22 protein-coding genes and 1 other RNA gene are annotated in these 26,002 nt (G+C 45.3%); 22 read left to right on the top strand and 1 reads right to left on the bottom strand.

From position 1 onward, the window contains the following. Nucleotide 1: 1 nt before the first annotated feature. Complete coding sequence (gene pyrC / locus M301_RS12265) at nucleotides 2-1,051, top strand: dihydroorotase (RefSeq protein WP_013149103.1); 1,050 nt, start codon at nucleotides 2-4, stop codon at nucleotides 1,049-1,051. A gap of 129 nt (nucleotides 1,052-1,180) precedes the next feature. On the opposite strand, the gene ung is transcribed toward pyrC, so the two are convergent. Further along, a complete protein-coding gene (gene ung, locus M301_RS12260) occupies nucleotides 1,181-1,864 on the bottom strand; it encodes a uracil-DNA glycosylase (RefSeq protein WP_013149102.1) in 684 nt (227 codons plus the stop codon). Between the two features lie 89 nt (nucleotides 1,865-1,953). Between ung and rnpB the strand changes: the two genes are divergently transcribed. The 21 genes from rnpB (at nucleotide 1,954) to M301_RS12160 (ending at nucleotide 25,991) form a co-directional block, all read left to right on the top strand. Beyond that, nucleotides 1,954-2,296: RNase P RNA component class A (gene rnpB / locus M301_RS14340), an RNA gene on the top strand. A gap of 512 nt (nucleotides 2,297-2,808) precedes the next feature. Beyond that, the gene (gene mraZ / locus M301_RS12255) at nucleotides 2,809-3,255 is read left to right on the top strand and encodes a division/cell wall cluster transcriptional repressor MraZ (protein WP_013149101.1); all 447 of its coding nucleotides are present in this window, start codon (nucleotides 2,809-2,811) and stop codon (nucleotides 3,253-3,255) included. Between the two features lie 95 nt (nucleotides 3,256-3,350). Then, the gene (gene rsmH, locus M301_RS12250; protein ID WP_013149100.1) at nucleotides 3,351-4,301 is read left to right on the top strand and encodes a 16S rRNA (cytosine(1402)-N(4))-methyltransferase RsmH; all 951 of its coding nucleotides are present in this window, start codon (nucleotides 3,351-3,353) and stop codon (nucleotides 4,299-4,301) included. Next, nucleotides 4,298-4,624, top strand: a complete 327-nt coding sequence (gene ftsL, locus M301_RS12245; protein WP_013149099.1) for a cell division protein FtsL — start codon at nucleotides 4,298-4,300, stop codon at nucleotides 4,622-4,624. Before rsmH ends, ftsL begins: the two co-directional genes overlap by 4 nt. Then, complete coding sequence (locus M301_RS12240) at nucleotides 4,624-6,384, top strand: peptidoglycan D,D-transpeptidase FtsI family protein (protein ID WP_013149098.1); 1,761 nt, start codon at nucleotides 4,624-4,626, stop codon at nucleotides 6,382-6,384. The genes ftsL and M301_RS12240 overlap by 1 nt, the downstream gene beginning before the upstream one ends. Beyond that, on the top strand, nucleotides 6,381-7,847 hold the full coding sequence (locus tag M301_RS12235) for a UDP-N-acetylmuramoyl-L-alanyl-D-glutamate--2,6-diaminopimelate ligase (RefSeq protein ID WP_013149097.1): 1,467 nt from the start codon (nucleotides 6,381-6,383) through the stop codon (nucleotides 7,845-7,847). The genes M301_RS12240 and M301_RS12235 overlap by 4 nt, the downstream gene beginning before the upstream one ends. Further along, nucleotides 7,844-9,238 (top strand): UDP-N-acetylmuramoyl-tripeptide--D-alanyl-D-alanine ligase, encoded by a 1,395-nt coding sequence (locus M301_RS12230; protein ID WP_013149096.1) that lies wholly within the window; start codon nucleotides 7,844-7,846, stop codon nucleotides 9,236-9,238. Before M301_RS12235 ends, M301_RS12230 begins: the two co-directional genes overlap by 4 nt. Next, nucleotides 9,239-10,342 carry a phospho-N-acetylmuramoyl-pentapeptide-transferase gene (gene mraY / locus M301_RS12225; protein ID WP_013149095.1) on the top strand — a complete coding sequence of 368 codons (1,104 nt, stop codon included), beginning with the start codon at nucleotides 9,239-9,241 and terminating at the stop codon, nucleotides 10,340-10,342. Between the two features lie 26 nt (nucleotides 10,343-10,368). Further along, the gene (gene murD / locus M301_RS12220) at nucleotides 10,369-11,727 is read left to right on the top strand and encodes a UDP-N-acetylmuramoyl-L-alanine--D-glutamate ligase (RefSeq protein WP_013149094.1); all 1,359 of its coding nucleotides are present in this window, start codon (nucleotides 10,369-10,371) and stop codon (nucleotides 11,725-11,727) included. After that, the gene (gene ftsW / locus M301_RS12215) at nucleotides 11,724-12,887 is read left to right on the top strand and encodes a putative lipid II flippase FtsW (protein ID WP_013149093.1); all 1,164 of its coding nucleotides are present in this window, start codon (nucleotides 11,724-11,726) and stop codon (nucleotides 12,885-12,887) included. Before murD ends, ftsW begins: the two co-directional genes overlap by 4 nt. Further along, nucleotides 12,884-13,957, top strand: a complete 1,074-nt coding sequence (gene murG, locus M301_RS12210) for an undecaprenyldiphospho-muramoylpentapeptide beta-N-acetylglucosaminyltransferase (RefSeq protein WP_013149092.1) — start codon at nucleotides 12,884-12,886, stop codon at nucleotides 13,955-13,957. The genes ftsW and murG overlap by 4 nt, the downstream gene beginning before the upstream one ends. Before the next feature lie 10 nt (nucleotides 13,958-13,967). Further along, on the top strand, nucleotides 13,968-15,386 hold the full coding sequence (gene murC / locus M301_RS12205) for a UDP-N-acetylmuramate--L-alanine ligase (protein WP_013149091.1): 1,419 nt from the start codon (nucleotides 13,968-13,970) through the stop codon (nucleotides 15,384-15,386). Between the two features lie 5 nt (nucleotides 15,387-15,391). After that, nucleotides 15,392-16,288, top strand: coding sequence for a UDP-N-acetylmuramate dehydrogenase (murB, locus tag M301_RS12200; RefSeq protein WP_041359491.1), 897 nt, complete (start codon nucleotides 15,392-15,394; stop codon nucleotides 16,286-16,288). Beyond that, nucleotides 16,285-17,223 (top strand): D-alanine--D-alanine ligase, encoded by a 939-nt coding sequence (locus tag M301_RS12195; protein WP_013149089.1) that lies wholly within the window; start codon nucleotides 16,285-16,287, stop codon nucleotides 17,221-17,223. The genes murB and M301_RS12195 overlap by 4 nt, the downstream gene beginning before the upstream one ends. Continuing rightward, the gene (locus tag M301_RS12190) at nucleotides 17,213-18,061 is read left to right on the top strand and encodes a cell division protein FtsQ/DivIB (RefSeq protein ID WP_013149088.1); all 849 of its coding nucleotides are present in this window, start codon (nucleotides 17,213-17,215) and stop codon (nucleotides 18,059-18,061) included. The genes M301_RS12195 and M301_RS12190 overlap by 11 nt, the downstream gene beginning before the upstream one ends. Before the next feature lie 29 nt (nucleotides 18,062-18,090). Further along, entirely contained in the window at nucleotides 18,091-19,329 is a 1,239-nt protein-coding gene (ftsA, locus tag M301_RS12185; RefSeq protein WP_013149087.1) for a cell division protein FtsA, read from the top strand. Nucleotides 19,330-19,420: 91 nt separating this feature from the next. Next, nucleotides 19,421-20,593 (top strand): cell division protein FtsZ, encoded by a 1,173-nt coding sequence (gene ftsZ / locus M301_RS12180; RefSeq protein ID WP_013149086.1) that lies wholly within the window; start codon nucleotides 19,421-19,423, stop codon nucleotides 20,591-20,593. Between the two features lie 185 nt (nucleotides 20,594-20,778). Continuing rightward, a complete protein-coding gene (lpxC, locus tag M301_RS12175; protein WP_013149085.1) occupies nucleotides 20,779-21,708 on the top strand; it encodes a UDP-3-O-acyl-N-acetylglucosamine deacetylase in 930 nt (309 codons plus the stop codon). Nucleotides 21,709-21,798: 90 nt separating this feature from the next. After that, nucleotides 21,799-23,757 carry a transglycosylase SLT domain-containing protein gene (locus M301_RS12170; RefSeq protein WP_013149084.1) on the top strand — a complete coding sequence of 653 codons (1,959 nt, stop codon included), beginning with the start codon at nucleotides 21,799-21,801 and terminating at the stop codon, nucleotides 23,755-23,757. Nucleotides 23,758-23,807: 50 nt separating this feature from the next. Beyond that, the gene (locus M301_RS12165; RefSeq protein WP_013149083.1) at nucleotides 23,808-24,770 is read left to right on the top strand and encodes a complex I NDUFA9 subunit family protein; all 963 of its coding nucleotides are present in this window, start codon (nucleotides 23,808-23,810) and stop codon (nucleotides 24,768-24,770) included. A gap of 12 nt (nucleotides 24,771-24,782) precedes the next feature. Beyond that, nucleotides 24,783-25,991 carry a multifunctional CCA addition/repair protein gene (locus M301_RS12160; protein WP_013149082.1) on the top strand — a complete coding sequence of 403 codons (1,209 nt, stop codon included), beginning with the start codon at nucleotides 24,783-24,785 and terminating at the stop codon, nucleotides 25,989-25,991. Nucleotides 25,992-26,002: the final 11 nt, after the last annotated feature.

The raw sequence follows: 26,002 nt of genomic DNA, 5'->3' as shown, positions 1-26,002 counted from the left end.
TATGATTACACATTCAAGCCTCAGCTTAACGCTTACCCGCCCAGACGACTGGCACTTACATTTACGCGATGGCGCAGCCTTAAAAGCGGTGCTGCCTGATACTGCTCGCCAGTTTGCGCGCGCTATTGTGATGCCTAATCTGCGTCCGCCAGTCACGACTACAGAATTAGCTATTGCTTATCGTCAGCGTATTGTAGATGCGCTGCCCGCAGGCATGCAATTTGAGCCACTGATGACTTTGTATTTGACTGACAACACCACTGCGGAAGAAATCTCACGCGCAAAAGCGAGCGGCATTATTCACGGTGTCAAACTTTACCCAGCAGGCGCAACCACCAATAGCGATTCAGGCGTCACCAGCCTAGATAAATGTGCAAGCGCACTAGAAGCGATGGAAAGGCTTGGTGTGCCGCTGTTAACTCACGCAGAAGTGACAGATGCCGATGTGGATGTGTTTGATAGAGAGCGCGTATTTATTGAGCGCCATATGATTCCACTAATCAAAAAATACCCAGCTTTAAAAGTCGTGTTTGAACATATAACCACTAAAGATGCGGCAGATTTTGTGATGAGTGCGCCAAACAATGTCGCTGCAACTATTACTGCGCACCATTTATTGATGAACCGTAACGATATGTTTAAAGGCGGTATTCAGCCGCATCATTACTGCTTGCCAATATTGAAGCGTGAAGAGCATCGTGTGGCTTTGGTAAAAGCAGCCACTTCTGGTAATACTAAATTTTTCTTAGGCACAGACAGTGCGCCACATGCTAAACATACTAAAGAAGCGGCTTGCGGTTGTGCGGGTATGTACACGGCGCATACGGCGATAGAGCTTTATGCAGAGGCATTTGAAGCGGCAGGTGCTTTAGATAAGTTGGAAGGGTTTGCGAGTTTTTATGGGGCGGATTTTTATGGTTTGCCTAGGAGTAAAGCGCAGATTACTTTGGCGAAAGAGAGTTGGAAAGTGCCTGAGTCTTTGCCGTTTGATGGGGGTGATGTGTTGGTGCCGTTGAGGGCGGGGCAAAGTTTGCACTGGAAGATGTTATAAGCAGAGTTTATACAATAGGTTTATTTGCAAACTATTAAGCTAAATGAGTATTGTATTAGGTCACTTTCGCGCGATTGGTAAGTTACGTTTTATTGTTTAGTCAGAAACGTAGCCAAAGAAAAGGCGGATTTATATCTGCCATTCAATAGGGGTTTGTCCGTGTTTGATTAGGTATTCGTTAATCTTAGAGAATTGATGGTTGCCAAAGAATCCGCGATGGGCTGATAGAGGCGAGGGGTGGGTTGATTTAAGTACCAAATGTTTTTTGTAGTCTATCATTTCTCCTTTTTTCTGCGCATAGCTGCCCCATAACACAAACACTAATCCTTCTCGCTGTGTATTTAATGCGGCAATTGCGGCGTCGGTAAAGGTTTCCCAGCCGCGTTTCTGGTGTGAGCCTGCATTTGCCATTGCAACTGTCAGTGTTGCATTGAGTAGCAAGACTCCCTGATTTGCCCATGATGTCAGGTCACCTTTTCTGCTCATTTTTATGCCTAAATCTGCTTCAATTTCTTTATAAATATTCATCAGTGAAGGTGGTAAAGCTACTCCTTCAGGCACTGAGAAGCTTAAACCATGAGCCTGTCCTATGCCGTGGTATGGGTCTTGTCCAATAATGACTACACGTACCTTGTCAAAAGGCGTGTGATTAAACGCATTAAAAATCAATGGGCTAGGTGGAAAAATAGCTTTTCCCGCCTCTTTTTCTTGCTTTAAAAAAGCGCGTAAAGATTGCATGTAAGGTTTATCGAACTCCTCACCAATGACTGCTTGCCATGAAGGATGAAGTTGTCCGGCTTTTTCTTGTGGCATGATTAAATACAATGGTTGTTAGGTTGATGCATTATAACGGTATCTAGATTGTTTAAGATTGCATCATGAGGCATGTTAAAATGTACGCTGAAGCTGGCTAGACAGTCGCCGCTCACGTAGGTGAGGGGAGGAAAGTCCGGGCTGCATAGAGCGGGATGACGGCTAACGGCCGTACGTTGAAAGCTTGGGCAACCAAGTATAAGGCGCGGAATAGGGCCACAGAGACGAGCGTATTTAGTTACGGTGAAACGCGGTAACCTCCATTCGCAGCAAGACCAAATAGGCTAGCACTTTACCTTAGGGTAATAAGGCGTGGTTCGCGCTGCTAGCGGGTAGGTTGCTTGAGCGTACAAGTAATTGTGCGCCTAGATGAATGACTGTCAGCCTTAGTAATAAGGCCTACAGAACCCGGCTTATCGGCCAGCTTCAACTTTCACTGTTTGGCGTGTGAATGATGCGATTTGTGCATATATTCCACGGACAAGCCATAAGCTGGCTTACTTGCCACTTTAGTGGCTCAGTAAATAGGGGAAGACCTTTACGGTCTTTGGGTCAAATTCAGATTACCTTTCTAAAGTAAATGATTTAAAAATACCCTTATTCTCACCTTTTAAAACCCCGCTAATTACAATTCAATCGCTTTCGTCATTGTTCTGATAATCTACATTCACTTAATTTCGTATGTACTTAATTTATAACGATATTATTTTTATCATGAAAATGCGCTAAGTCATTGAGATATAAAGAAAAAATAGTAAAAAAGGGCTTGCGTTGCCCTATTTTTTTATCTATAGTTCATCTTAGTGGGGGAAAGTGGGATTTTGTGGAGATTTTTACTTAAACCTAACTCTGACTGAGGCTAAGGGCAGTTAGAAATTCCTCACTTTTTTCATCATTTTATTTGTCATATTTTATGGCGACAATTTTAGGTTAATTATTTAAACATGTTTCGCGGTGCGACATCATTAAGTTTGGATGCTAAAGGCAGGTTAGCAGTGCCAACTAAGCACAGAGAGGCTTTGCAGCTTCAATGTGCTGGTGATTTAGTGTTGACTGCGCATCCGCATCGTTGCTTGTTATTATATCCGCAACCTGCTTGGGAGCCGATTCAAGCCAAAATGATGGCGTTGTCGTCATTCGATAAGCAGTCAAGCGCTTTGCAGCGTTTGTTAGTTGGCTTTGCGGAAGATGTGTCTATGGATAGTGCAGGCCGTATGTTGGTGTCACCAGTGTTGCGAGATTTTGCAGGGTTGGATAAAGAAGTGATGCTGGTTGGTCAGGGTAGCCACTTTGAATTGTGGAATATGGAAGCTTGGCGTGCACAACTTGCACAAGTAATGCAGGACGACAATTTTTCTATGCCATCAGAACTCGAGGGCTTCTCGCTGTGATTAAGGGCGTGAGCAGCGCGCCCACCGAAGCCCTATTGTCTCCAAAAAAAGCGTCTGCAAAAGACGCTTTAAATTTAGAAAAGCCGCAAACAGAAGTGTCCGAATTAAGTCTAAATACAAACTCCCATATCACGGTGCTGCTTGAGGAAGCTGTGCAGGCGCTTGCCATTAAAGCGGATGGTGTTTACGTGGATGGCACATTTGGTCGCGGTGGGCATTCTAGGAAAATATTAGAGAAGTTGGGCAGTAGCGGTCGTTTGATAGCGTTTGATCGTGATTTAAAGGCAATTGAATCAAGCAAAGAAATTACAGATCCACGTTTTAGCATGGTGCATAGCCATTTTGCGGGTATGCAGGCTGAGCTGAGCGAAATGGGCGTTTCAAAAGTAGACGGTATTTTGCTGGATTTGGGTATTTCATCTCCACAAATCGATGATGCAAGCCGTGGTTTTAGTTTTAGGTACGATGCGCCGCTGGATATGCGCATGGATCAAAGTAGTGGGCAAACAGCGGCAGATTTTTTAGCCAATACAACAGAGCAGCATTTAGGGGAGGTTATAAAAAATTATGGTGAAGAACGGTTTGCTAAGCAGATTGCAAGGGCGATTATTACGGAGCGCAATGACGGGCGCGCCATCACCACTACAGGGCAACTTGCCAAGGTCGTGGCAGGGGCAGTCACGCGGTTTGAGCCTGGGCAGAACCCCGCAACGCGTACATTTCAAGCTTTACGGATTTACGTCAATCAAGAGCTTGAGGAGTTATCGTTAACGATGCCGCAATGTTTGGCATTGTTGGCGCCACAAGGTCGATTAGCGGTGATTAGCTTTCACTCGCTAGAAGACCGTATTGTGAAGCAGTTCATACGCGATCAAGAGAATCGTGATGACTTGCCTGCTAACTTTCCAGTACGTGCAGCAGATTTGCCACAGCCGAAATTAAAAGGTGTGGGCAAAACCATCAAGCCAAGCACTAAAGAAGTTAAAGCGAACCCGCGCTCAAGAAGCGCGGTATTGCGTGTGGCTGAAAGAACTAACGTAGCATGACACGCCTAAATCTCATTTTGTTTTTTGCGTTGATATTCTCGGCTCTGGGGCTAGTGAATTCACAGCACAAAGCGCGCAATCTCTATATTGAATTAGAGCGTGCGAACCAGACTGCAAAACAAACTGAGCAAGAGTATGGTCAGTTGCAACTAGAACAAAGTACTTGGGCGATGCATTCACGTATAGAGCAAATTGCTTCACAAAAAATGCAAATGCAAGTGCCAGATGCGAAGCGTGTACAAGTGATTTCACCGGCAGATATGCAAGCAGCTACCGTATTGCCTACGCCACAAGTAACTCAGCCAAATGGGGTGACGCCATAATGGCTTTTCGCTCATTCAATCGATCATCAATTGCAGCGCCTGTTGTGGTGAAATTGCCCGCATGGCGCCGTCGAGTATTACTGATTGCAGTATTGTTGGGTTTTGTGGCATTGCTAGGGCGTGGTGTCTATTTACAAAGTATCCATAAAAAATTCTTACAAGATAAAGGTGATGCGCGCTATAGCCGTAACCTTGTTTTGACTTCTCAGCGCGGCAAAATAACTGATAGACATGGCGAGTTGCTGGCTATCAGTACGCCAGTGGAGTCGGTATGGGCAAGCCCGCCAGATGTAGTGATTGATGCCGCTCAAACAAAACAAATCGCCGCCTTATTAAATTTAAAGCCTGATGAAGTTAAGAAAAAGTTAGCGAATGATGAGCGTGAGTTTGTCTATTTAAAGCGCCGTATTTCACCTGAATTAGCAGCAAAAGTAATGAAACTGGGTATTCCGGGCATTGAGTTGCAGCGTGAGTATAAACGTTATTACCCAGCAGGCGACGTGACAGCGCATATGGTTGGCTTTACAGGCCCGGACGATAAAGGTACGGGTGATAGAGGACTCGAAGGCTATGAGTTGGCGATGAATGGCCCGCTATCTGGCGTGGATGGCAGTCGCCGCGTGATTAAGGATAGATCCGGTCATATTATTGAAGACTTGCAGGCAGTAAAAGTGCCGCAAGATGGCCGTGATGTTTCTTTGGCGCTAGATCTTAGAATTCAATATATCGCGCATCGTGAATTAGTTAAGGCTGTAGAAGAAAATAAGGCTGCGGCAGGCGCAGCGATTGTGTTAGACGCTAAAACAGGCGAAGTGTTGGCGATGACGAATGTGCCTACCTACAACCCAAACAATCCTGTGAATATTAAGGGCAAAACGCGAAATCGCGCGATTGTGGATACGTTTGAGCCGGGCTCTACATTGAAGCCAGTCACGGCAGCGGCAGCGCTTGAATCTGGTCAATATACGCCAGACACCAAAATTCAAACTTCACCAGGTAGTTTAACTATCGGCCCCGCTACTATTCATGATTCACACCCGCAAGGAATTTTAACGGTTGCGCAAGTGATACAAAAATCTTCTAACGTAGGTGCTTCTAAAATCGCACTTACGCTAGATAAGCAGTTTATGTGGAATGTCTATAACGAGCTTGGTTTGGGGCATGTGGAAGGCGTTGGCTTTCCCGGTGAGGCTACTGGTAGATTGCGTCCATATAAAACATGGCGCCCTATCGAGATGGCAACCATGTCTTTTGGACACGGTATTAGCCTGACATTGTTACAGTTGGCTAGGTTATATACAGTATTTGCCAATGAAGGCGAATTGCGCCCTGTGTCATTACTTAAGATCAATGAAGTGCCTATCGGCCAGCAAGTGTTTTCGGCGGCTACGGCAAATAGCGTTAAAGATATGTTGGAGTTAGTGGTACAGCCTGGCGGTACAGCAGTTAAGGCACAAGTGTTGGGTTATCGCGTAGGTGGCAAAACGGGTACTGCACATAAGCCGGGCATACATGGTTATGAGGAGAATAAATACGTTGCATCATTTGTAGGCATGGCGCCTGCGTCTAATCCACGTTTTATTATCGCGGTGATGATAGACGAGCCAAATAACGGCGCTTATTACGGCGGTACAGTCGCTGCGCCAGTGTTCAGCACAATTATGGCCGACACATTGCGATTGTTCGCCGTGCCACAAGATGCGCCAAACAATAACGTGGTACTTGAAGGTAATGCTGAAGATGTTAAGGAGGGTATGTGAGTATTCTCTCTTCCTTGAATAAATCATTTACTTCTATCACAGCCGATAGCAGAAAAGTGCAAGCAGGTTCGTTGTTCTTGGCTTATCCAGGGTTGCATAACGATGGTCGCCAGTATATTGGGCAAGCTGTACAAGCTGGAGCCGCAGCCGTGGTTTGGGAGCAAGAAGGCTTTACTTGGAATGCCGATTGGCAAGTGAGCAACCTAGCTGTGCAAGATTTAAAACAACAAGTCGGTGGTATTGCTGCAGAGTTCTACCAAAATCCATCAAGCAAATTAACCATGATAGGTGTGACTGGCACGAATGGTAAAACTTCGGTAAGCCAATGGATTGCACAATGCCTGACATTGTTGGGCAAGAAAACTGCGGTACTGGGTACGATTGGTAATGGATTTTTAGGCGCTCAAACTGAAGCCGCTAATACCACACCAGATGCGATATTGCTGCAAGCAATGCTGGCAGATTATGTTGAGCAGCAAGCAGATGCCGTTGCCATGGAGGTTTCATCGCACGGTTTAGATCAAGGGCGTGTGAATGGTGTAGCGTTCGATGTTGCTGTACTTACAAACTTAAGTCGCGACCATTTGGATTATCACGAAACCATGGAAGCATATGCCGCTGCCAAGCAGAAGTTGTTTGCTTGGGAGGGTTTAATTACGGCAATAGTCAACACAGATGATGCATTTGGGAAATCTTTAGTAAGTGCGCTGAATGCACAAGATAAGCCATGCTTGACGTACGGCTTAACAAGCGCGGATGTGCAAGGTAGTGACTTGAAATTGCATGATACTGGTTTGACTATGCAGATAAATACGCCGCAAGGTCATGCTCTGTTAAGCGCACCAGTACTAGGCCGCTTTAACGCATATAACGTGCTGGCGGTGTTGGCAACATTATTGGCGCTTAAAGTCAGTTTGCCTGATTCACTAGAAGCGATCGCAAAAATCAAGCCAGTGCTCGGACGCATGCAGCAATTTGGTGGCGGAGATTTACCGTTAGTCGTGATTGATTATGCGCATACGCCAGATGCTTTAGAAAAAGTATTAAGCACATTAAAAGAGCAAATCGATTTAGCAGCAAGCTCTGTCAAGTTAATCTGTGTGTTTGGCTGTGGTGGCGATCGTGATGCGGGTAAGCGTCCATTAATGGGCAACATCGCCAGTAAGCTTGCAGACCAAGTGTTTGTGACTTCAGATAATCCGCGTAGTGAGAATCCTGCGGCCATTATTGCTGCTGTCGTCAGTGAGATGAAGGCTGGTTATGTAGTTGATGCTGACCGTGCAAATGCAATTCGTGCTGCGATTCAAGGTGCAAATTCAGGTGATATTGTTTTAGTGGCGGGTAAGGGGCATGAAAACTATCAGGAAATTTCAGGTGTGAAATACCCATTTGATGATGCATTGATTGCACAAGCTGCGCTCAAGCAGCATCAAGCGAAGTTAAGAAACGGAGCTGCAATATGATGCTGCTATCCGAAGCTGCCAACGCGATACAAGCGACATTACTGGGCGCAGATGTGACGTTTACCAGTGTGGGCACAGACAGTCGCAGCGTGACCAAAGGTCAGTTATTTGTTGCGCTGAAAGGTGATAATTTTGATGGGCATAGCTTTGCCGCACAAGCCATTGCTCAGGGCGCTGCCGCAGTATTGATTTCAGATAGAACTCTTAATGTACAACCTGCAATATTAGTAGATGACACTTGCCAATCCTTGGGCGAGTTGGCCGCATATTGGCGCAGTAAGTTTGACATTCCACTTGCAGCGGTGACGGGTAGTAACGGCAAAACAACGGTAAAAGAAATGCTGGCATCAATTCTAAGGGCTGCATGCGATCAGCCAGATGCAGTATTAGCTACAGTGGGTAACTTAAATAACCACATTGGTTTGCCGCTCACCTTGCTTAAATTAAACGCTCGACATCGTTATGCTGTAGCCGAAATGGGCATGAACCATACTGGTGAAATCAGCTATTTATCCAGAATTGGCAAGCCAACAGTTGCGCTGATTAACAATGCTGGCAATGCGCATATTGGCGAGCTTGGGTCATTTGAAGCGATTGCGAGAGCTAAAGGCGAGATATTTGAAGGTTTAGCTGCGGATGCCACGGCGGTGATTAATGCTGATGATGTGTTTGCACCGCTGTGGTTGGATTTAGCTGGTCAACGCAAAATCATGACTTTTGGATTGAAAAATAAAGCCGACGTTACAGCTCAATATCAATTGCATGCCAGTGCGAGCGATATTGAAATCACAACGCCACAAGGCGCGGTAAAAGTAAGTTTACCAACACCAGGTTTGCATAATGTAATGAATGCACTAGCGGCAACCTCCACGGCGCTCGCGATGGGTGCATCACTTCAAGCTGTTTCGATAGGACTAGAGAATTATGCAGGTGTAAAAGGCCGCTTACAGCAAAAAGCAGGGCTGAACGGTGCTTTAGTGATTGACGATACCTATAACGCAAACCCGATGTCGATGAAAGTGGCGATTGATGTGTTGATGGCGATGTCAGGTGAAAAAATATTGGTGCTTGGCGATATGGGCGAACTTGGCGATAACGCGGCAGAAATGCATGCAGAGATTGGCAGCTACGCTAAAGCAAGCGGCTTAAAAAGCTTGTTTGTACTTGGTGATATGAGTGCTGAAACGGCTAAAACTTTTGGTGCAGGCGCTAAACACTATACGACACCTCAAGATTTGGTTACGGATTTGCGTAAACAAATGCAGCAAGGTACGAATGTGCTGGTAAAAGGCTCGCGCTTTATGGCGATGGAGCGAGTTGTGAATGAAATCGTGACTAAAAATACAGACGCTATAAAAACAAGCGCAGCAAAAAATGGAGAGGAGCACTAAATGTTACTTACGTTAGCACAATGGCTGTCACACGATATTCGTGGGTTTCATGTATTCAATTACATCACCTTACGCGCAGTGTTAGCCACACTTACCGCTTTAGCCATTTCATTTATCGCAGGCCCTGCCATGATACGCAAGCTCACTGAGTACAAGGTCGGTCAAGCCGTGCGTGATGATGGTCCGCAGACACACCTGATTAAAACAGGCACGCCTACCATGGGCGGCGCATTGATATTGGTTTCTATTGCCATATCAACCTTACTTTGGGCAGATTTAAGTAACCGTTTTGTGTGGGTAGTGTTGTTTACCACGTTAGGTTTTGGCGCGGTTGGCTGGGTAGATGACTACCGCAAAGTCGTTTACAAAAATCCTAAAGGTTTATCTGCAAAAGCAAAGTTTTTTTGGCAAAGCTTAATTGGCTTGGCTGTCGCGGTGTTTCTATACAAAACTTCTACAACGCCTGTGGAAACTACACTCATCGTTCCATTCTTTAAACATCTAGTACTGCCTTTAAGTGCCATAGGTTTTATCGTGTTGACCTATTTAGTGGTGGTGGGTAGCAGTAATGCAGTGAATCTAACTGATGGTTTAGATGGCTTGGCAATTCTACCAACCGTCATGGTTGCGGCAGCTTTGGGTATTTTTGCTTATGTTGCGGGGCATTTGTATTTCTCAAGATACCTAGGCGTACCTTATGTTGCTGGCGCTGGCGAATTGATGGTGTTCTGCGCCGCCATGGCTGGTGCGGGTTTGGGTTTCTTATGGTTTAACGCATACCCAGCTGAGGTGTTTATGGGTGATGTAGGCGCGTTGGCATTGGGTGCAGCGTTGGGCATCGTTGCAGTGATTGTGCGCCAAGAAATTATTCTTTTCATTATGGGCGGTGTGTTCGTGGTGGAGACATTCTCCGTAGCTGCGCAAGTCACGTATTTCAAATATACCAAGAAAAAATATGGCGTCGGACGTCGCATTTTCTTAATGGCGCCATTGCACCACCACTACGAAGAAAAAGGCTGGAAAGAAACACAAGTCGTCGTGCGCTTCTGGATTATCAGCATGATGTTGGTGTTGATTGGTCTAGCTAGTTTGAAATTAAGATAAATACACGGGTTATTAAATACATCAACATGAAAATTGCCCTAAATGACAAAAAGGTATTAGTGCTAGGCCTTGGTGAAACAGGTCTATCCTCCTTGCGCTGGCTTGCCGCGCAAGGTGCACGTTTGTCTGTGGCAGATACACGTGATAATCCTCCGGGTTTGGATGCTTTAAAAGCTGAATTGCCTCAAGTGACCATTCATACGGGTGCATTTAAAGCGGCTAGTTTTGCTGATGTTGATTTAATCGTAGCAAGCCCAGGTGTCGCATTGAGTGAACCAGAGATTCAGGCTGCTGTTCAGCGTGGCGTGAGTGTTGCAGGTGATGTTGAATTGTTCGCTCAATACCGCCCAACAAGTGCCAAAGTGATTGCCATCACTGGTGCGAATGGCAAAACGACAGTAACGACTTTGGTAGGTGAAATCTGTAAAGCGGCGGGTTTGAAGACCATCGTAGCGGGCAACATTGGTTTGCCAGTGCTGGATGCGTTAATGATGGAAACGCCTGATGTTTACGTGCTTGAGCTTTCTAGCTTTCAGTTGGAAACAACCAGTAATTTGCAGATAGATGCGGCCACCATGCTGAATTTATCTGAAGACCACATGGATCGATACGCAAGTTTCCAAGATTATGCCATCGCGAAAGCGCGGATTTTTTACAATGCTAAGTTACAAGTGCTGAATCGCGATGATGCGTGGAGCATGATGATGGCGCGTCCAAAACTAGCACAAGTAACATTTGGCTTGGACGATGATGGTGAGGAAACTTCATACGGCTTGAAGCAAGTGGATGGCGATACATGGCTTTGCGAGGGTGATAAAGAGCTTATCAACTTGCAAGATTTAAAAATTGTTGGTTTACATAATGCGGCTAACGCTTTGGCAGCAGTTGCGCTTTGTCGTGGTATTGGTGTTGATTACGCCCATATCATTCAAACCCTTTACAATTTTAAAGGCTTGCCACATCGTGTTGAGTGGGTCGCCAACATTGATGACGTAGATTATTACGATGATTCAAAAGGTACCAATGTCGGTGCAACTTGTGCAGCACTTACTGGCTTAGCGCAAAAAGTCGTACTAATCGCAGGAGGCGATGGTAAAGGTCAAGACTTTACGCCGCTTGCCGCAGCTGTGGCTGAGAACGCAAGTGCAGTCGTATTGATTGGTCGAGATGCACCGCTGATTGAAGCTGCTCTTCTTCCAACCAATATTCCGCTTTATCAAGCAGCCGATTTACCTGAAGCAGTCAATATTGCCAAAAAACTAGCCAAAGCTGATGAAGCTGTGTTGCTGTCACCGGCTTGTGCAAGTTTTGATATGTTTAAAAACTATGTGCATCGTGCAGAAGTGTTTGTTGCAGCGGTGAAGCGTTTGAAGGAGCTAGCATGATTACCGCCATGCTCAATCGCGACCGTATCAATTCCCCAAGTTACGACCAAGGCTTGCTATGGGTTGTGCTTTGCTTGTTAGGCATAGGCTTAGTCATGGTGTACTCAGCTTCAATCGCCATCGCTGAAGCCGATAAAGGCGTTGGTTATAACAGCAGTTACTACTTAGTGCATCAGGCCATATTTATGGTGGTGGCGCTCAGTGCAGCATTCGTGGCATTTAACGTACCAGTCGCTTGGTGGCAAAAAATGGCGCCATACCTATTTTTGATTGGCTTGGCTTTGCTAATACTTGTGCTGATTCCGGGCATTGGCTTGAAAGCAGGCGGAAGCCGCCGTTGGTTACGTCTGTTTGTCATCAATCCGCAACCTTCTGAGTTTATGAAACTATTTGCGGCCATGTATGTTGCCGACTATACCGTGCGCAAAGCGGCAGTAATGGATAGTTTTAGGCACGGCTTCTTTCCAATGTTAATGGTGATGCTAGTGGTGGGCGGTTTGTTGCTTCGCGAGCCAGACTTCGGTGCATTTGCGGTAATCGCGGCAATTTCGATCTCCATTTTATGGCTAGGTGGTATCAACGGACGTATTTTCGTGGGTTTACTAATATTGCTAGTTGTAGGTTTTGTCTTCTTGATTTGGAGTTCGCCGTATCGCCTCGAGCGCGTCATCGGCTTTATGGATCCGTGGGCTGATCCATATGGAAAAGGCTACCAACTTTCGCATGCGCTGATTGCATTCGGTCGTGGTGAATGGTTTGGCGTGGGCTTAGGTGCAAGCGTAGAAAAATTGCTCTATTTGCCAGAAGCGCATACCGACTTTTTATTAGCAGTAATTGCAGAAGAGCTAGGCTTTGTTGGCGTATTAGGTGTGATTGCTTTGTTCTCATGGATAGTCATTCGCTCATTTGGTATTGCCAAGGAAGCCATCGCCAATGAACGTTACTTTGCTGCACTGCTATCGCAAGGCATAGGTGTTTGGATGGGCGTGCAGGGCATCATTAACATGGGTGTGAATATGGGGCTGTTACCAACAAAAGGCCTGACCTTGCCACTACTTTCATTCGGTGGCAGCGGCATATTGGCTAACTGTATCGCCATGGCCATTATGCTCAGAATTGATTTTGAGAATCGCCGCTTGCAGAAAGGCCTACCAGCATGAGTACGCCAGCGAAAACATTAATGGTGATGGCAGGCGGCACGGGCGGTCATGTTTACCCAGCAATGGCAGTGGCAGATTACTTGAAAAATCTTGGCTGGAACATTGTGTGGCTTTGCACAGAAGGTGGCATGGAAAACCGCTTGATTGAAAATAAGGGCTACGAAAAAGCCATGATTACCATGCGTGGCGTGCGTGGCAATGGCTTAATGGGCTGGGTATTGCTACCAGTGAAATTGGCCAAAGCATTTTCGCAAAGTGTTGCAGCTATTCGTCTGCATCAGCCAAACGTGGTGTTGGGTATGGGTGGTTTTGCTGCTTTTCCGGGTGGTTTGATGGCTAAATGTTTAGGCAAGCCATTGGTAATACATGAGCAAAACTCAATCGCAGGCTTAACTAATAAAGTGTTGGCGATATTTGCAACACGCGTATTGGCTGCATTCCCAAGTGCGTTTGACAAGAAGGCTCAACTGGTAGGTAACCCAGTACGCGCAGACATCACTCAGGTTGCTGCACCAGAAAATAGAATGAAAACAAATACGGGTGCTTTAAATATGCTTGTAGTGGGTGGCAGTTTGGGTGCCCAAGCTTTGAATGAAGTTGTACCGAAAGCACTTGCTGAAATGGCTATTGAAAATCGTCCACAAGTAGTGCATCAGGCGGGTGAAAAGCATATCGCAACGCTGCAAGCGAACTATCAAGCAGTTGGTGTAAGCGCGGATGCCAAAGCCTTTATTAATAACATGGCTGATATGTATGCATGGGCTGATGTCGTGATTTGTCGTGCTGGTGCGCTGACGGTTGCGGAGCTTTCTGCTGCTGGCGTAGCGAGTGTGTTGGTGCCATTTCCACATGCTGTTGATGATCATCAAACCTCTAACGCACGATATTTATCTGATGCAGGTGCGGCGATTTTAGTGCCGCAAACAGAATTTACCGTGCAAAAAGTACTAGCTTTGCTAAAAGATTTAAGTCGCGAGAAATGCTTGGATATGGCGATTAAAGCCCGTGCATTAGGCAAGCCAGAAGCGACCGCAAGTGTAGCGAAAATTTGTATGGAGGTAGCGCTTTAGCGTAAAACACATGAAACATAAAGTCAAAAACATACATTTTGTTGGCATCGGCGGCTCAGGCATGAGCGGCATTGCCGAAGTGTTGATTAACTTGAACTTCACGGTCACAGGTTCTGATTTAGCCGTGAATGCAACGACCAAAAGACTCACTGATTTTGGTGCAACAGTCTTTCAAGGTCATGCTACCGAAAACCTTGGTAATGCAGATGTGGTAGTGGTTTCAAGCGCAGTGAATGAAGAAAATCCAGAAGTAAAAGCGGCACGTGCGAAAAAAATTCCAGTCGTGCCACGTGCGCTGATGTTAGCTGAGTTGATGCGCTTTAGGCAAGGGATTGCCGTTGCGGGAACGCACGGAAAAACGACGACAACGAGCTTGATTGCCAGTATTTTGGCTGAAGCAGGTATGGACCCAACCTTTGTGATTGGTGGCAAATTAGAGGCGGCCAATGCCAATGCTAAATTAGGTACAGGTGAATACATTGTGGCAGAAGCGGATGAATCAGATGCTTCGTTCTTGCATCTCACCCCAGTCATGGCTGTGGTGACTAATATCGATCAAGACCACATGGACACTTACGAGCACAGCTTTGATAAATTAAAAAGCGCGTTTGTAGAGTTTTTACAGCAATTACCGTTTTGGGGTATGGCGGTGGTTTGCATCGACGATGCCAATATTCGCGAGATTTTGCCGCGCGTGACTAAGCCCGTGATGACTTACGGTTTTAGTGAAGATGCGCGTGTGCGCGCCATCAACGTGCGCGCGGATGACGGAAAAATGCATTTTACAGCGCAGCGCATTAATGGCGTGGTGACAGAGTTTGATGTGACCTTAAATCTACCGGGTAACCATTATGTGCTCAATGCACTTGCGGCGATTGCAATTGCCAGCGAGCTGAATGTCCCTGATGCGGCGATTATCAAAGCATTAAAAGAGTTTAAAGGTGTAGGCAGACGTTTTGAGCGCTACGGCGAAATCGCAGTTAAAGGTGGCGGTGCATTCACGTTGATTGATGATTATGGACACCATCCAGTTGAGATGCAGGCAGTGATTGCCGCTGCACGTGCGGCTTTTCCTAATCGTCGATTAGTGATGGCTTTCCAGCCGCATCGTTACACACGTACGCGTGATTGTTTTGAAGATTTTGTACGAGTGCTTTCCAGCACCGATGCGGTATTACTCACAGAAGTTTACTCAGCGGGTGAGGCTTCTATCGTCGCGGCAGATACACGTAGTTTAATTCGATCAATCCGTATTGGAGGCAAAGTTGAGCCGCTATTTGTAGAAACTACGGACGAGTTACCAGAGGCAATTTTAAACATGGCGCAAGCCGATGATGTTGTCATTGTGATGGGTGCTGGTTCTATAGGGCAAGTGGCAGAGAAAACCAGAACTTTGGCCGCGAGTGTTTTAGTAGAGGGAGTGCATTAAACGTGATGATGGCTGCCACCCAACAACGCACAGGAAAGCTGCTATTAAACGAGCCTATGGCTCGCTATACCAGCTGGCGCGTGGGTGGTAAAGCCGATCAACTGTATATTCCAGCGGATTTGGAAGATTTACAGGAATTTTTAAGAAATGTAGATGCGAATCAAGCTATCTACTTTGTCGGTTTAGGTTCCAACTTACTAGTGCGAGACGGTGGCGTACGCGGCACGGTCATCATCATGCACAACGTGCTGACTGGTTTGAAGATGGATGGCGATTTAGTCTATGCCGAAGCTGGCGTGACATGTGGCAAGTTAGCTAAATTTAGCGCAAAAGAAGCTAAACAAGGCGCGGAATTCTTTGCAGGTATTCCAGGCACTTTGGGTGGCGCACTGGCGATGAACGCAGGCTGCTATGGCACTGAAACTTGGAATGTAGTGAATAGCGTCACTACGATTAACAGGCAAGGTGAGTTAAATAAACGTAGTGCGGCAGAGTTTATTGCCAGTTATCGCCATGTCGATATGCCAGTGGCGGGCGAATGGTTTATTGCCGCATGGTTGACTTTAAGAGCGGGCGATGCGCATGAGTCAGCAAAAAAGATTAAAGATTTATTAGCGACAAGATTAGCTTCACAACCGCTTAATTTGCCTAGTGCGGGTTCAACATTCCGAAACCCACAAGGCGATTATGCCGCAAGGTTAGTAGAGGCGAGTGGTTTGAAAGGTTACATCATTGGTGGTGCGCAGGTTTCAGAGAAGCATGCCAATTTTATTGTGAATATTGGCGATGCGAATGCGCTGGATATTGAGTTATTGATTAAACATATGCGCGAAACCGTGTTAGAGAAACAAGGCGTGGCATTGCAGCAAGAAGTAAAAGTCATTGGGGAATATAAGGTATGAATGACAACAGTTTGAATAAGAAATTTGGAAAAGTAGCCGTATTGCTTGGTGGGAAATCTGGCGAGCGTGAAGTTTCACTCAAAAGTGGTGGTGCGGTGCTGGCGGCTTTGCAAGCGCAAGGTATTGATGCACATGGTTTTGACCCACGCGATAAGCCATTGCATGACTTAGAAGTATTTGACCGTGTTTTTATCAATTTGCATGGTCGCTATGGCGAGGATGGCTGCATACAAGGCGCATTGGAAATGCTACATATTCCATATACAGGCAGCGGAGTGATGGCGTCAGCGATTGGTATGGATAAGTGGCGCACTAAATTATTGTGGCGTGCAATGAATGTCATTACGCCAGATTTTGAGTTGGTAACAGCGACCAGTGACTTTGCTGCCATTGAGAAAAGCTTAGGTTTGCCGCTGTTTGTGAAACCTGCTAATGAAGGCTCTAGCCTAGGCATCAGCAAAGTAAAACAAGCTGGTGGTTTACAAGCGGCTTATAAAATTGCCGCAGAAGCAGACCCGTTAGTAATTGCTGAAAAATTCATCAATGGCGGCGAATATACCGTGGGCATTATTGGCGATGGTAAAGGCGGTTATCAAGCATTGCCGATTATTCGCATTGTGCCAAAAAATGAATTTTATGATTTTGAGGCGAAATACTTACGTGACGATACTGAATACCTTTGCCCTTGCGGATTAAGCGCGGAGAAAGAAGCGCAAATTCAGCAAGAAGCTTTACAGGCATTTAGAACCATAGGTTGCCGTGGTTGGGGACGTGTGGATTTCTTAATGGATGATGCAGGGAATCATTACTTCTTGGAAGTGAATACTAGCCCCGGCATGACAGACCACAGCTTAGTGCCGATGGCGGCAAAAGCGGCGGGTATTAGTTTTGAACAGTTAGTCGTACGTATTTTGGAGCTTGCGGATGTGGGATAAACCTACATTGCTAAATTGGATTGCAAGCCTGCTCTTTGCTTTGAGCGTGGTGGTGATGCTTTATGCGGCGCTCTTTGCCGTGGTGCATTTGCCCATTTTTCCGCTTCGTGAAGTGAAAGTGGATGGCGAACTTAGCCACGTCAATCGTGAGCAAGTGAAGCTGATTGTTGCTAAGCATCTAAAAGGTAATTTCTTCACATTGGATTTAGTGAAAGCACGTAATGCCTTTGAAAAATTGCCTTGGGCACGCAATGTGAGTTTGCGTCGCCGCTGGCCAGATACTTTAGAAGTGGTGATAGAAGAGCATCAAGCATTGGCACGTTGGGGAACCATTGCATTAGTGAATACGCACGGTGAGTTGTTTCATGCAGCTTCTGGTAGTGATTTACCTGTGTTTTACGGACCGGGTGATGGCGTGATTGAAGTGGCATCTCAATATGGCGAGTTTAGCAAAATACTGAAAACGGCGAATTTGGAAATTGCAAATTTGGCGCTTACGCCTAGACGTGCTTGGGAAATTACAACATCAGACGGCATGGTGGTGGAGCTAGGGCGCATTGAAATGCAGCCAAGATTAGAGAAATTTGTCAGCGTGTATAGCCGCACGATTGCGAGCTTGAATATGAAAGTAACGTATGCCGATTTGCGTTACCCCAATGGATTCGCAGTGCGTAAGCCAGTACTAGTTAAAGCAGAAGTGCAGGCGAAAGCAATTGAAGATAAAAGCACGGATACAACAACTATAAAACCAAATGTTTCAAAACCCAGTACTTCAAAACCAAGTAATTTGAAACCCGGCAAAACTAAGCCAACTGACATTATTAAGCAACAGACATAACCGTGCGGTAAGTACGGAGGGAGCAAGCCATGAGTAGAATAAAAGAAGATAAGAATTTGATTGTAGGCCTAGATATAGGCACATCAAAAATTGTTGCCATCGTCGCTGAATTGCAGCCAGAAGGCACGGTAAAGGTGATCGGGCTAGGTCAGCATATTTCACGCGGCTTGAAAAAAGGCGTCGTGGTGAATATCGAATCAACCATGCAATCAATCCAACGCGCGCTTGAAGAAGCTGAACTGATGGCAGATTGCAAAATTAATAATGTTTATACAGGTATTGCGGGTAGCCATATCAAGAGCTTGAACTCGCATGGCATGGTGAAGATTAAAGACGCTGAAGTGACGCAAATGGATGTGGATCGCGTGATTGAAACTGCACGTGCGATTGCATTACCTGCTGACCAACAAATTCTGCATATTCTTACGCAAGAATTCATCATTGATGGTCAAGAAGATGTGCGCGAGCCATTGGGCATGAGCGGCATGAAGCTTGAAGTGAAAGTGCACATCGTGACTGGTGCAGTGGCGGCAGCACAAAACATTGTGAAATGTATTAAGCGTTGTGGCATTGAAGTGAGCGATTTGATATTGCAACCACTCGCTTCTAGCCTTGCTGTATTAACTGAAGATGAAAAAGAGTTAGGTGTTTGTCTGGTTGATATTGGAGGCGGAACCACTGATATCGCAGTATTTAAGCAGGGTGCTATTCGCCACACAGCAGTTGTGCCTATCGCTGGCGACCAAATGACCAATGATGTTGCCGTTGCTTTCCGTACGCCTACGCAATCAGCAGAAGATATTAAGGTGAAACATGGTTGCGCTTTACGTCAGTTGGCTGATCCACGTGAAATCGTCGAAGTGCCAGGCGTTGATGGTCGCGAGCCACGTCAATTATCAGTGCAAACATTGGCAGAAGTGCTAGAGCCGCGCATCGTTGAATTATATGAGTTGGTGCTTAATGAATTACGTCGTAGTGGTATGGAGGAAATGATCGCTTCAGGCATCGTGATTACGGGTGGCTCAGCAATGATGAAAGGCATGGTCGAGCTTGGCGAAGAAATATTCCATATGCCAGTGCGTATGGGTTTACCAAGACATGTTGGTGGCTTATCAGAAGTCGTCAGCAATCCACGTTATGCAACAGGTGTTGGTTTAGTGTTGATGGGCAAGCAGCAGTTAGAAAGACATATTAGTGGGCAAATGGAATCAAGTTCATTTGGAAGAATGTTGGAAAAAATGAAGAGCTGGTTTCAAGGCAATTTTTAAGTAGTAGAAGTTGTATGAGTAGTTCAGGCAGAAGTTAAGTAGTTAATTTGTAACAACCAGGCAGATGTAAATTAAAAAGAGGAGATATTAAATGTTTGAAATTATGGAAAAAAATGCTCAAGAAGCCGTTATTAAGGTGATTGGCGTGGGTGGTTGTGGTGGTAATGCGGTAGCGCACATGATAGAAAAAAGCGTTGGTGGCGTTGAGTTCATTTGCGCAAATACTGATATGCAAGCTTTGAAAAAAAGCCAAGCAAAAACAGTATTGCAAATGGGCGTGGCGATGACTAAGGGCTTAGGCGCAGGTGCTAGACCAGAAATCGGTCGCGATGCAGCTTTTGAAGATCGTGATGCGATTGCTGAGTTGATTGACGGTGCAGACATGCTGTTCATCACAGCAGGTATGGGCGGGGGTACTGGTACTGGCGCTGCCCCAGTGATTGCGCAAATCGCGAAAGAAATGGGCATCCTGACTGTTGCTGTGGTGACTAAACCTTTCGCTTTTGAAGGAAAACGCACTAAAGTTGCAAGTGATGGTCTAGAAGAGTTATCAAAGTATGTAGATTCACTGATTGTGATTCCTAACGAAAAATTGATGGAAGTATTAGGCGAAGATGTACCATTCTTAGAGGCTTTTAAAGCGGCTAATGATGTGTTGCATAATGCGGTTTCTGGCATTGCCGAAATCATCAATTGCCCAGGTTTGGTGAACGTTGACTTTGCCGATGTACGCACAGTGATGTCTGAAATGGGTATGGCGATGATGGGTTCAGCAATTGCCTCTGGTCCAGACCGTGCACGTATTGCGGCTGAGCAAGCGGTTGCAAGCCCATTGCTTGAAGATGTCAACCTTGCGAATGCGCGTGGCGTTTTAGTCAATATTACAACATCAGCTTCTTTCAAAATGAAAGAATACTATGATGTGATGAATACCATCAAAGCGTTCACAGCGGATGATGCAACGGTGATTGTAGGTAACGTGTTTGACGAAGCGATGGGTGATGGCTTGCGTGTAACGATGGTAGCAACCGGTTTAACTGGTGCACAACGTCGTCAGCAAAAACCAGAACTTCGCGTGATGACACAAGAAGTAGTGCGTAACGGTACAACTAACCAACCAATGTTTGTGGGTGGTAGTGTGGATGAAGATGATACACCGCAAGTATTCAGCTCAAACAACCGCCGTGCGCAAGTAGAAGCGATGAAAATGTCAGGTGTTGAAGAATACGATATTCCTGCATTTTTACGCAAACAAGCGGACTAATAGTTAAATAGTACTATTTAATAAAATAATAAATTCGCACCTAAGTAAGCCAGTACATTGTACTGGGGTGGCTAATGCAGCTTAGAAAAACTGCATAAAATATGCTACTATTTGCTTGATTACTAAGGTAAATGTTACTTTTTGTAAGTGACGCGTGTTTAGAGTTTTAGAAATTAGGAATATTGATGTTAAAGCAACGTACATTAAAAAAAGCGATTAGCGCCACTGGCGTTGGTTTGCACAACGGCGAAAAGGTTACTCTTACCCTGCGCCCAGCTGCAGCCGATACTGGTATTGTTTTCAAACGGGTTGATCTGCCTCAACCCAATGAAATCTTAGCGACTCCTAATGCAGTGCATGACACACGTTTGTGTTCTGCGTTAGAGGCCAATGGCGCGCGTGTTGCAACTGTTGAACATATCATGTCTGCGCTTGCTGGTTTAGGCGTGGACAATGTTTATATTGAAGTAGATGCCTCTGAAATACCAATTATGGATGGTAGCTCAGGCCCATTTGTATATTTATTGCAAGAAGCTGGCATTGTTGAACAAGCCGCAGCTAAAAAATTTATACGTGTTAAAAAAACAGTTGAAGTGATTGATGGCGATAAATGGGTACGTTTTGAGCCTTATCACGGTTTTAAAGTCGATTTCACTATCAATTTCAATCACCCAGTATTTGAAAATTCAGGAAGTCAGGTAAAAATCGATTTTGCTGAAGACTCTTACATTAAAGAAATTAGTCGTGCGCGTACTTTTGGTTTTATGCACGAAGTTGAATATTTACGTTCCAATGGTTTGGCGCGTGGTGGTAGTCTAGATAACGCCATTGTTTTAGATGAATATCGCGTGATTAATGACGATGGTTTGCGTTATGACGACGAATTTGCAAAACATAAAGTGTTAGATGCGATTGGTGATTTGTACATGTTAGGACACCCAATTTTGGGCGCTTTCTACGCTTATAAATCAGGCCATGCACTGAATAACCAATTGTTACGTGCCCTTATGCAAGATGAAACCGCATGGGAATATGCAACATTTGAAAAACAAGAAGATGCGCCAGAAACTTTTTCGACGCAAGAAACGCAGCTGTTTGCTGCGCCAGTTTACTAATACATCTAATTTTACGAATAAATTTATTTTACAAATAAACTTAATATCGAACTGGCATCGCAACCAGTATCATCAAACAAGGGGCGTATCATGATATTTACTCGCCTTTTACTAGCGTTAGTAACCATCACACTTTCAAGCCAAGCCTTCGCCTTATCAGATGAAGCCTTGTTTCAACATGCGCGTGATTCTTACGCCGCAAAGAACACAATTGCACTTACCGAAGATGTCGCACAGCTAAATACGCAGCAATATATATTGGCACCGTATGCCGATTACTGGTTGATGCTGCTCAATATGGATCAAGCCAGAGATGAAGAAGTCCAGAATTTTTTAGCTAAGTATGTGGATATGCCATTCACCGACCGTGTTCGCGGCGAGTGGCTCAAAAAGCTGGCTAAAAGTGAAAATTGGGGACCGTTTTTTGAAGAGCTCAACAATTTCCAGCGCGAAGATATTGCCGTGCAATGCTATGCCATGCTTGGTCATACTCAATTAGCCGATCTTGAAGTGGCAAGTCAGGCTAAAACTTTGTGGATGACAAGTGCTGACTTGCCGAGCAATTGCAATCAATTGTTTGATGCGTTACAAAAGTCAGGTGCACTCACTAATGATGATATTTGGGCGAGATTCAGGCTTGCACTGCAAGATGGCAAATTGAGCTTAGCTAAAAGTGTGATTGCGCGTTTGCCGAATGTGGAGCCAGCTACGCTTAAATTACTCGATAAAGCCTATCAGTCGCCACAGCTAATATTGGATAAGAAAACAGCCTCTTTCAAAACGCGCTTTGGTGCAGAAGTGAATCTATACGCGCTTGACCGTTTGGCACGTAGTAAAGTAGACGCAGCCATTAGCACTTACAACAAAGTGCAAAATCTATTTGATATTGATAATCGTGCTTTTGGATGGGGGCGTATTGCCTATCATGCTGCGCGTGGGCACAATCCACAAGCACTTGAGTTTTATGCTTTAGCTGAAAACAGTGTACTAGATAAAGAGCAACTCGCATGGGAGGTACGTGCCGCGCTGCGGGCTCAAAATTGGCCTGTGGTGTTGAAAACTATTGCTGCTATGAATACCAAGCAGCAAGAAGAGAGTGCTTGGCGTTATTGGAAGGCAAGAGCGCTCAAAGAAATGGGTGATTTGGTTGAGTCTAATACAATACTCAGCAAGCTCTCAACTGAGCGCCACTACTATGGTTGGTTAGCTGCGGAAGAGCTAGAAAGCGTAATGAGCAGCCAAGCTATAGAATATAAAGTGACAGATAACGAAGTAACTGCGATTGCCAGCCAGCCAGAAATCAAACGTGCGCTTGAATTGCAACGTTTGGATATGCGCTGGGAAGCCAAGGCCGAATGGCTATGGGCAACACGACATTACGATGATAGGGAGTTACTTGCTGCCGCTGAGTATGCCATGCGTCAAAAATGGTACGACGTTGCAATTAGCACTGCGGATAACACCAAGCAAACACATAATTTTAACTTGCGTTACCCAACACCGTATCGCGATTTATTTCGTAAATCAGCCAATGAGGTAAGTTTGGATGAGTCTTGGGTATATGGCATCACGCGTCAAGAAAGTCGCTTTATGCACTATGCTAAATCAGGCGTTGGGGCTGCAGGCTTAATGCAGCTTATGCCTGCAACGGCTAAATGGGTAGCTAAGCGCATGGGTATGGATAGTTATAACAATAGTATGATTCATGATTTGAGCACCAATATTGAGTTCGGTACTTACTATATGCGCTACACCTTAGACTTAATGGGAGGTCAAGCCGTAATGGCGACCGCTGGCTATAATGCAGGCCCAAGCCGTGCTAAACGATGGCAAGCGACTGAGCCTATGGAGGCGGCTATTTACATTGAGAGCATTCCATTTGCTGAAACTAGAACCTACGTACAAAAAGTGATGGCTAATGCCCAGATTTACGCACCACGCCTCGTTAGCGAAAATAAGAATGTTAAGATTCAAACATTAAAAGCACGCTTAGGCATTATTCCTGGTACTGGTAAACCAGAAGACATCAGTGCAGACGATGATCAGTAACAGAGTAAAGTGATACGGATATTTTTTGGAAGTATAGGTTAGGAACACCAATGTTTAAAACAACAGATCAATTAAAAGAAGTGTGTGTATTAGGCGGCTCTGGCTTTGTGGGTAGCGCGATTGTTGCCAAGCTTGATGCAGCAGGGTACTCAGTCAAAGTGCTGACGCGCCGTAGGGATTCTGCCAAGCATTTATTCTTGCTGCCAAATGTTCAGGTGGAAGAGTGCAATGTCAACGACTACCAATCACTGAACTCAGCTTTAAGAGGGGCAGATGTCGTGATTAACTTGCTAGGTATATTGCATCAAAGCCGCCATTCAACTTTTAATGCCATTCACCATCAATTACCTGCGCAGTTAGCAAAAATCTGTGTAGATTTAAACATTAAACGCTTGATTCATATGAGCAGTTTAAAAGCAGCTAAAAGCGCGCCGAGTCAGTATTTGCGCTCTAAAGGTGCAGGTGAAGCAGCTTTGCTTGAATTTCAAAATCAATTAAATATCACAATATTTCAGCCTTCTGTTATTTTTGGTCGAGGCGATAGTTTTATTAATTTATTCGCAACGCTTATCAAAACCTTGCCCGTCGTCATGTTGGCCAAACCCAACGCAAAATTTCAACCAGTTTGGGTGGAAGATGTGGCTAGTTGTTTTGTTGCGAGCATAGCTAACGATGCAACTTATGGTCAAATCTACGAATTAGCTGGACCAAAAATATATACCTTCCGTGAGTTGGTTAAAACGGTGATGAATGCATTGCAAGTACAGCGACCAATTATTGGCTTGTGTGACAAACTTTCATATGCGCAAGCGTTTATGATGGAGCTGATGCCCGTTAAGCTGATGTCACGTGACAACGTGCGCTCTATGGAAGTTGATAGCGTGAGTGAGCAAGCCTTTCCTGCTGTGTTTAATCTCACACCTACTGCGATGGAAACAGTCATCCCACAATACTTGGTCGATCAAACACCGCGTGGTGCTTATGATCGCTTTCGCCGCAACGCCGCTAGGTAAATAGGCCGCGTCATGCAGATTTATTTGGTCGGTGGCGCAGTACGTGATGAGTTGCTGGGTTTATCTGTAAAAGATAAAGATTATGTGGTGGTCGGTAGCACGCCAGAAGAAATGGAAGCCGCCGGTTATAAACCTGTAGGCAAAGACTTTCCTGTTTTCTTACATCCTAAAACGCATGATGAATATGCCTTAGCACGTACTGAACGCAAAACGGCAAAAGGTTATAAAGGCTTTGCCGTACATGCTTCAGTAGATGTGACTTTAGAAGAAGATTTAGCGCGTCGTGATTTAACCATTAACGCCATTGCAAAATCTGTAGATGGTCAATTGATTGATCCATACCATGGCTTAGCGGATATTCAGTCTAAAACTTTGCGCCATGTGAGTGCTGCTTTTGCTGAAGATCCTGTGCGCATCCTTCGTGCAGCACGCCTTTCAGCCAGATTTGCAGACTTTAGTGTAGCCCCAGAAACCAATCAACTGATGCAAGACATGGTGAGCGCAGGTGAGGTGGATGCATTGGTTGCAGAGCGCGTATGGCAAGAGCTTGCTAAAGGCTTAATGGAAGCTAAACCAAGTCGCATGTTTGATGTGTTACGCGCTTGTGGTGCACTCAAGAAAATAATGCCTGAATTAGACAAGCTTTGGGGTGTGCCGCAGCCTCCACAACATCATCCTGAAGTCGACACAGGCGTACATGTGATGATGGTGATAGATTATGCTGCCAAGCAGAGCTTTAGCTTACCAGTGCGCTTTGCAGCTTTGATGCACGATTTAGGTAAAGGCACTACGCTAGCAGAGATATTACCTCGGCATATTGGCCATGAAGAACGTAGCGCCAATTTACTAAAAGCACTATGTAAGCGTTTACGTGTGCCTAACGATTGCAAAGAACTTGGCCATATTGTGGCTAAGTTCCATGGCAAATTGCACCAAGCGCCTCAAATGAAACCAAGTACTTTGTTGGAGTTTCTAGTCGAATTGGATGCGATTCGCCAACCCGCTAGATTTAAAGACTTTTTAAAAGCCTGTGAGGCAGATTCACGCGGGCGAACTGGTTTTGAAAACTGCGCAACACCCGCTGCAGATTTAATGCTTAAAGTGCTAGAAGCCGCATCTAGTGTAGATGCGGGTGCTATTGCGAGTGCATATTCCGAGCCAGAAAAAATAAAAGCGGCTGTATTTGAAGCAAGACTCAAGGCCGTAAAGCTGGCGTTATAATTGCAAGTAGA

This window comes from Methylotenera versatilis 301 (genome assembly GCF_000093025.1).
Taxonomy (GTDB): Bacteria; Pseudomonadota; Gammaproteobacteria; order Burkholderiales; family Methylophilaceae; genus Methylotenera; species Methylotenera versatilis.
This window is presented reverse-complemented; position numbering and strand designations above follow the sequence as displayed.

Bases quoted from the DNA above. Each gene is read 5' to 3' on its own strand.
- pyrC (WP_013149103.1), top strand. From the start codon at position 2: ATGATTACACATTCAAGCCTCAGCTTAACGCTTACCCGCCCAGACGAC.
- ung (WP_013149102.1), bottom strand. From the start codon at position 1,864: ATGCCACAAGAAAAAGCCGGACAACTTCATCCTTCATGGCAAGCAGTC.
- mraZ (WP_013149101.1), top strand. From the start codon at position 2,809: ATGTTTCGCGGTGCGACATCATTAAGTTTGGATGCTAAAGGCAGGTTA.
- ftsL (WP_013149099.1), top strand. From the start codon at position 4,298: ATGACACGCCTAAATCTCATTTTGTTTTTTGCGTTGATATTCTCGGCT.
- M301_RS12240 (WP_013149098.1), top strand. From the start codon at position 4,624: ATGGCTTTTCGCTCATTCAATCGATCATCAATTGCAGCGCCTGTTGTG.
- M301_RS12230 (WP_013149096.1), top strand. From the start codon at position 7,844: ATGATGCTGCTATCCGAAGCTGCCAACGCGATACAAGCGACATTACTG.
- mraY (WP_013149095.1), top strand. From the start codon at position 9,239: ATGTTACTTACGTTAGCACAATGGCTGTCACACGATATTCGTGGGTTT.
- murD (WP_013149094.1), top strand. From the start codon at position 10,369: ATGAAAATTGCCCTAAATGACAAAAAGGTATTAGTGCTAGGCCTTGGT.
- ftsW (WP_013149093.1), top strand. From the start codon at position 11,724: ATGATTACCGCCATGCTCAATCGCGACCGTATCAATTCCCCAAGTTAC.
- murG (WP_013149092.1), top strand. From the start codon at position 12,884: ATGAGTACGCCAGCGAAAACATTAATGGTGATGGCAGGCGGCACGGGC.
- murC (WP_013149091.1), top strand. From the start codon at position 13,968: ATGAAACATAAAGTCAAAAACATACATTTTGTTGGCATCGGCGGCTCA.
- murB (WP_041359491.1), top strand. From the start codon at position 15,392: ATGATGGCTGCCACCCAACAACGCACAGGAAAGCTGCTATTAAACGAG.
- M301_RS12195 (WP_013149089.1), top strand. From the start codon at position 16,285: ATGAATGACAACAGTTTGAATAAGAAATTTGGAAAAGTAGCCGTATTG.
- M301_RS12190 (WP_013149088.1), top strand. From the start codon at position 17,213: ATGTGGGATAAACCTACATTGCTAAATTGGATTGCAAGCCTGCTCTTT.
- ftsA (WP_013149087.1), top strand. From the start codon at position 18,091: ATGAGTAGAATAAAAGAAGATAAGAATTTGATTGTAGGCCTAGATATA.
- ftsZ (WP_013149086.1), top strand. From the start codon at position 19,421: ATGTTTGAAATTATGGAAAAAAATGCTCAAGAAGCCGTTATTAAGGTG.
- lpxC (WP_013149085.1), top strand. From the start codon at position 20,779: ATGTTAAAGCAACGTACATTAAAAAAAGCGATTAGCGCCACTGGCGTT.
- M301_RS12170 (WP_013149084.1), top strand. From the start codon at position 21,799: ATGATATTTACTCGCCTTTTACTAGCGTTAGTAACCATCACACTTTCA.
- M301_RS12165 (WP_013149083.1), top strand. From the start codon at position 23,808: ATGTTTAAAACAACAGATCAATTAAAAGAAGTGTGTGTATTAGGCGGC.
- M301_RS12160 (WP_013149082.1), top strand. From the start codon at position 24,783: ATGCAGATTTATTTGGTCGGTGGCGCAGTACGTGATGAGTTGCTGGGT.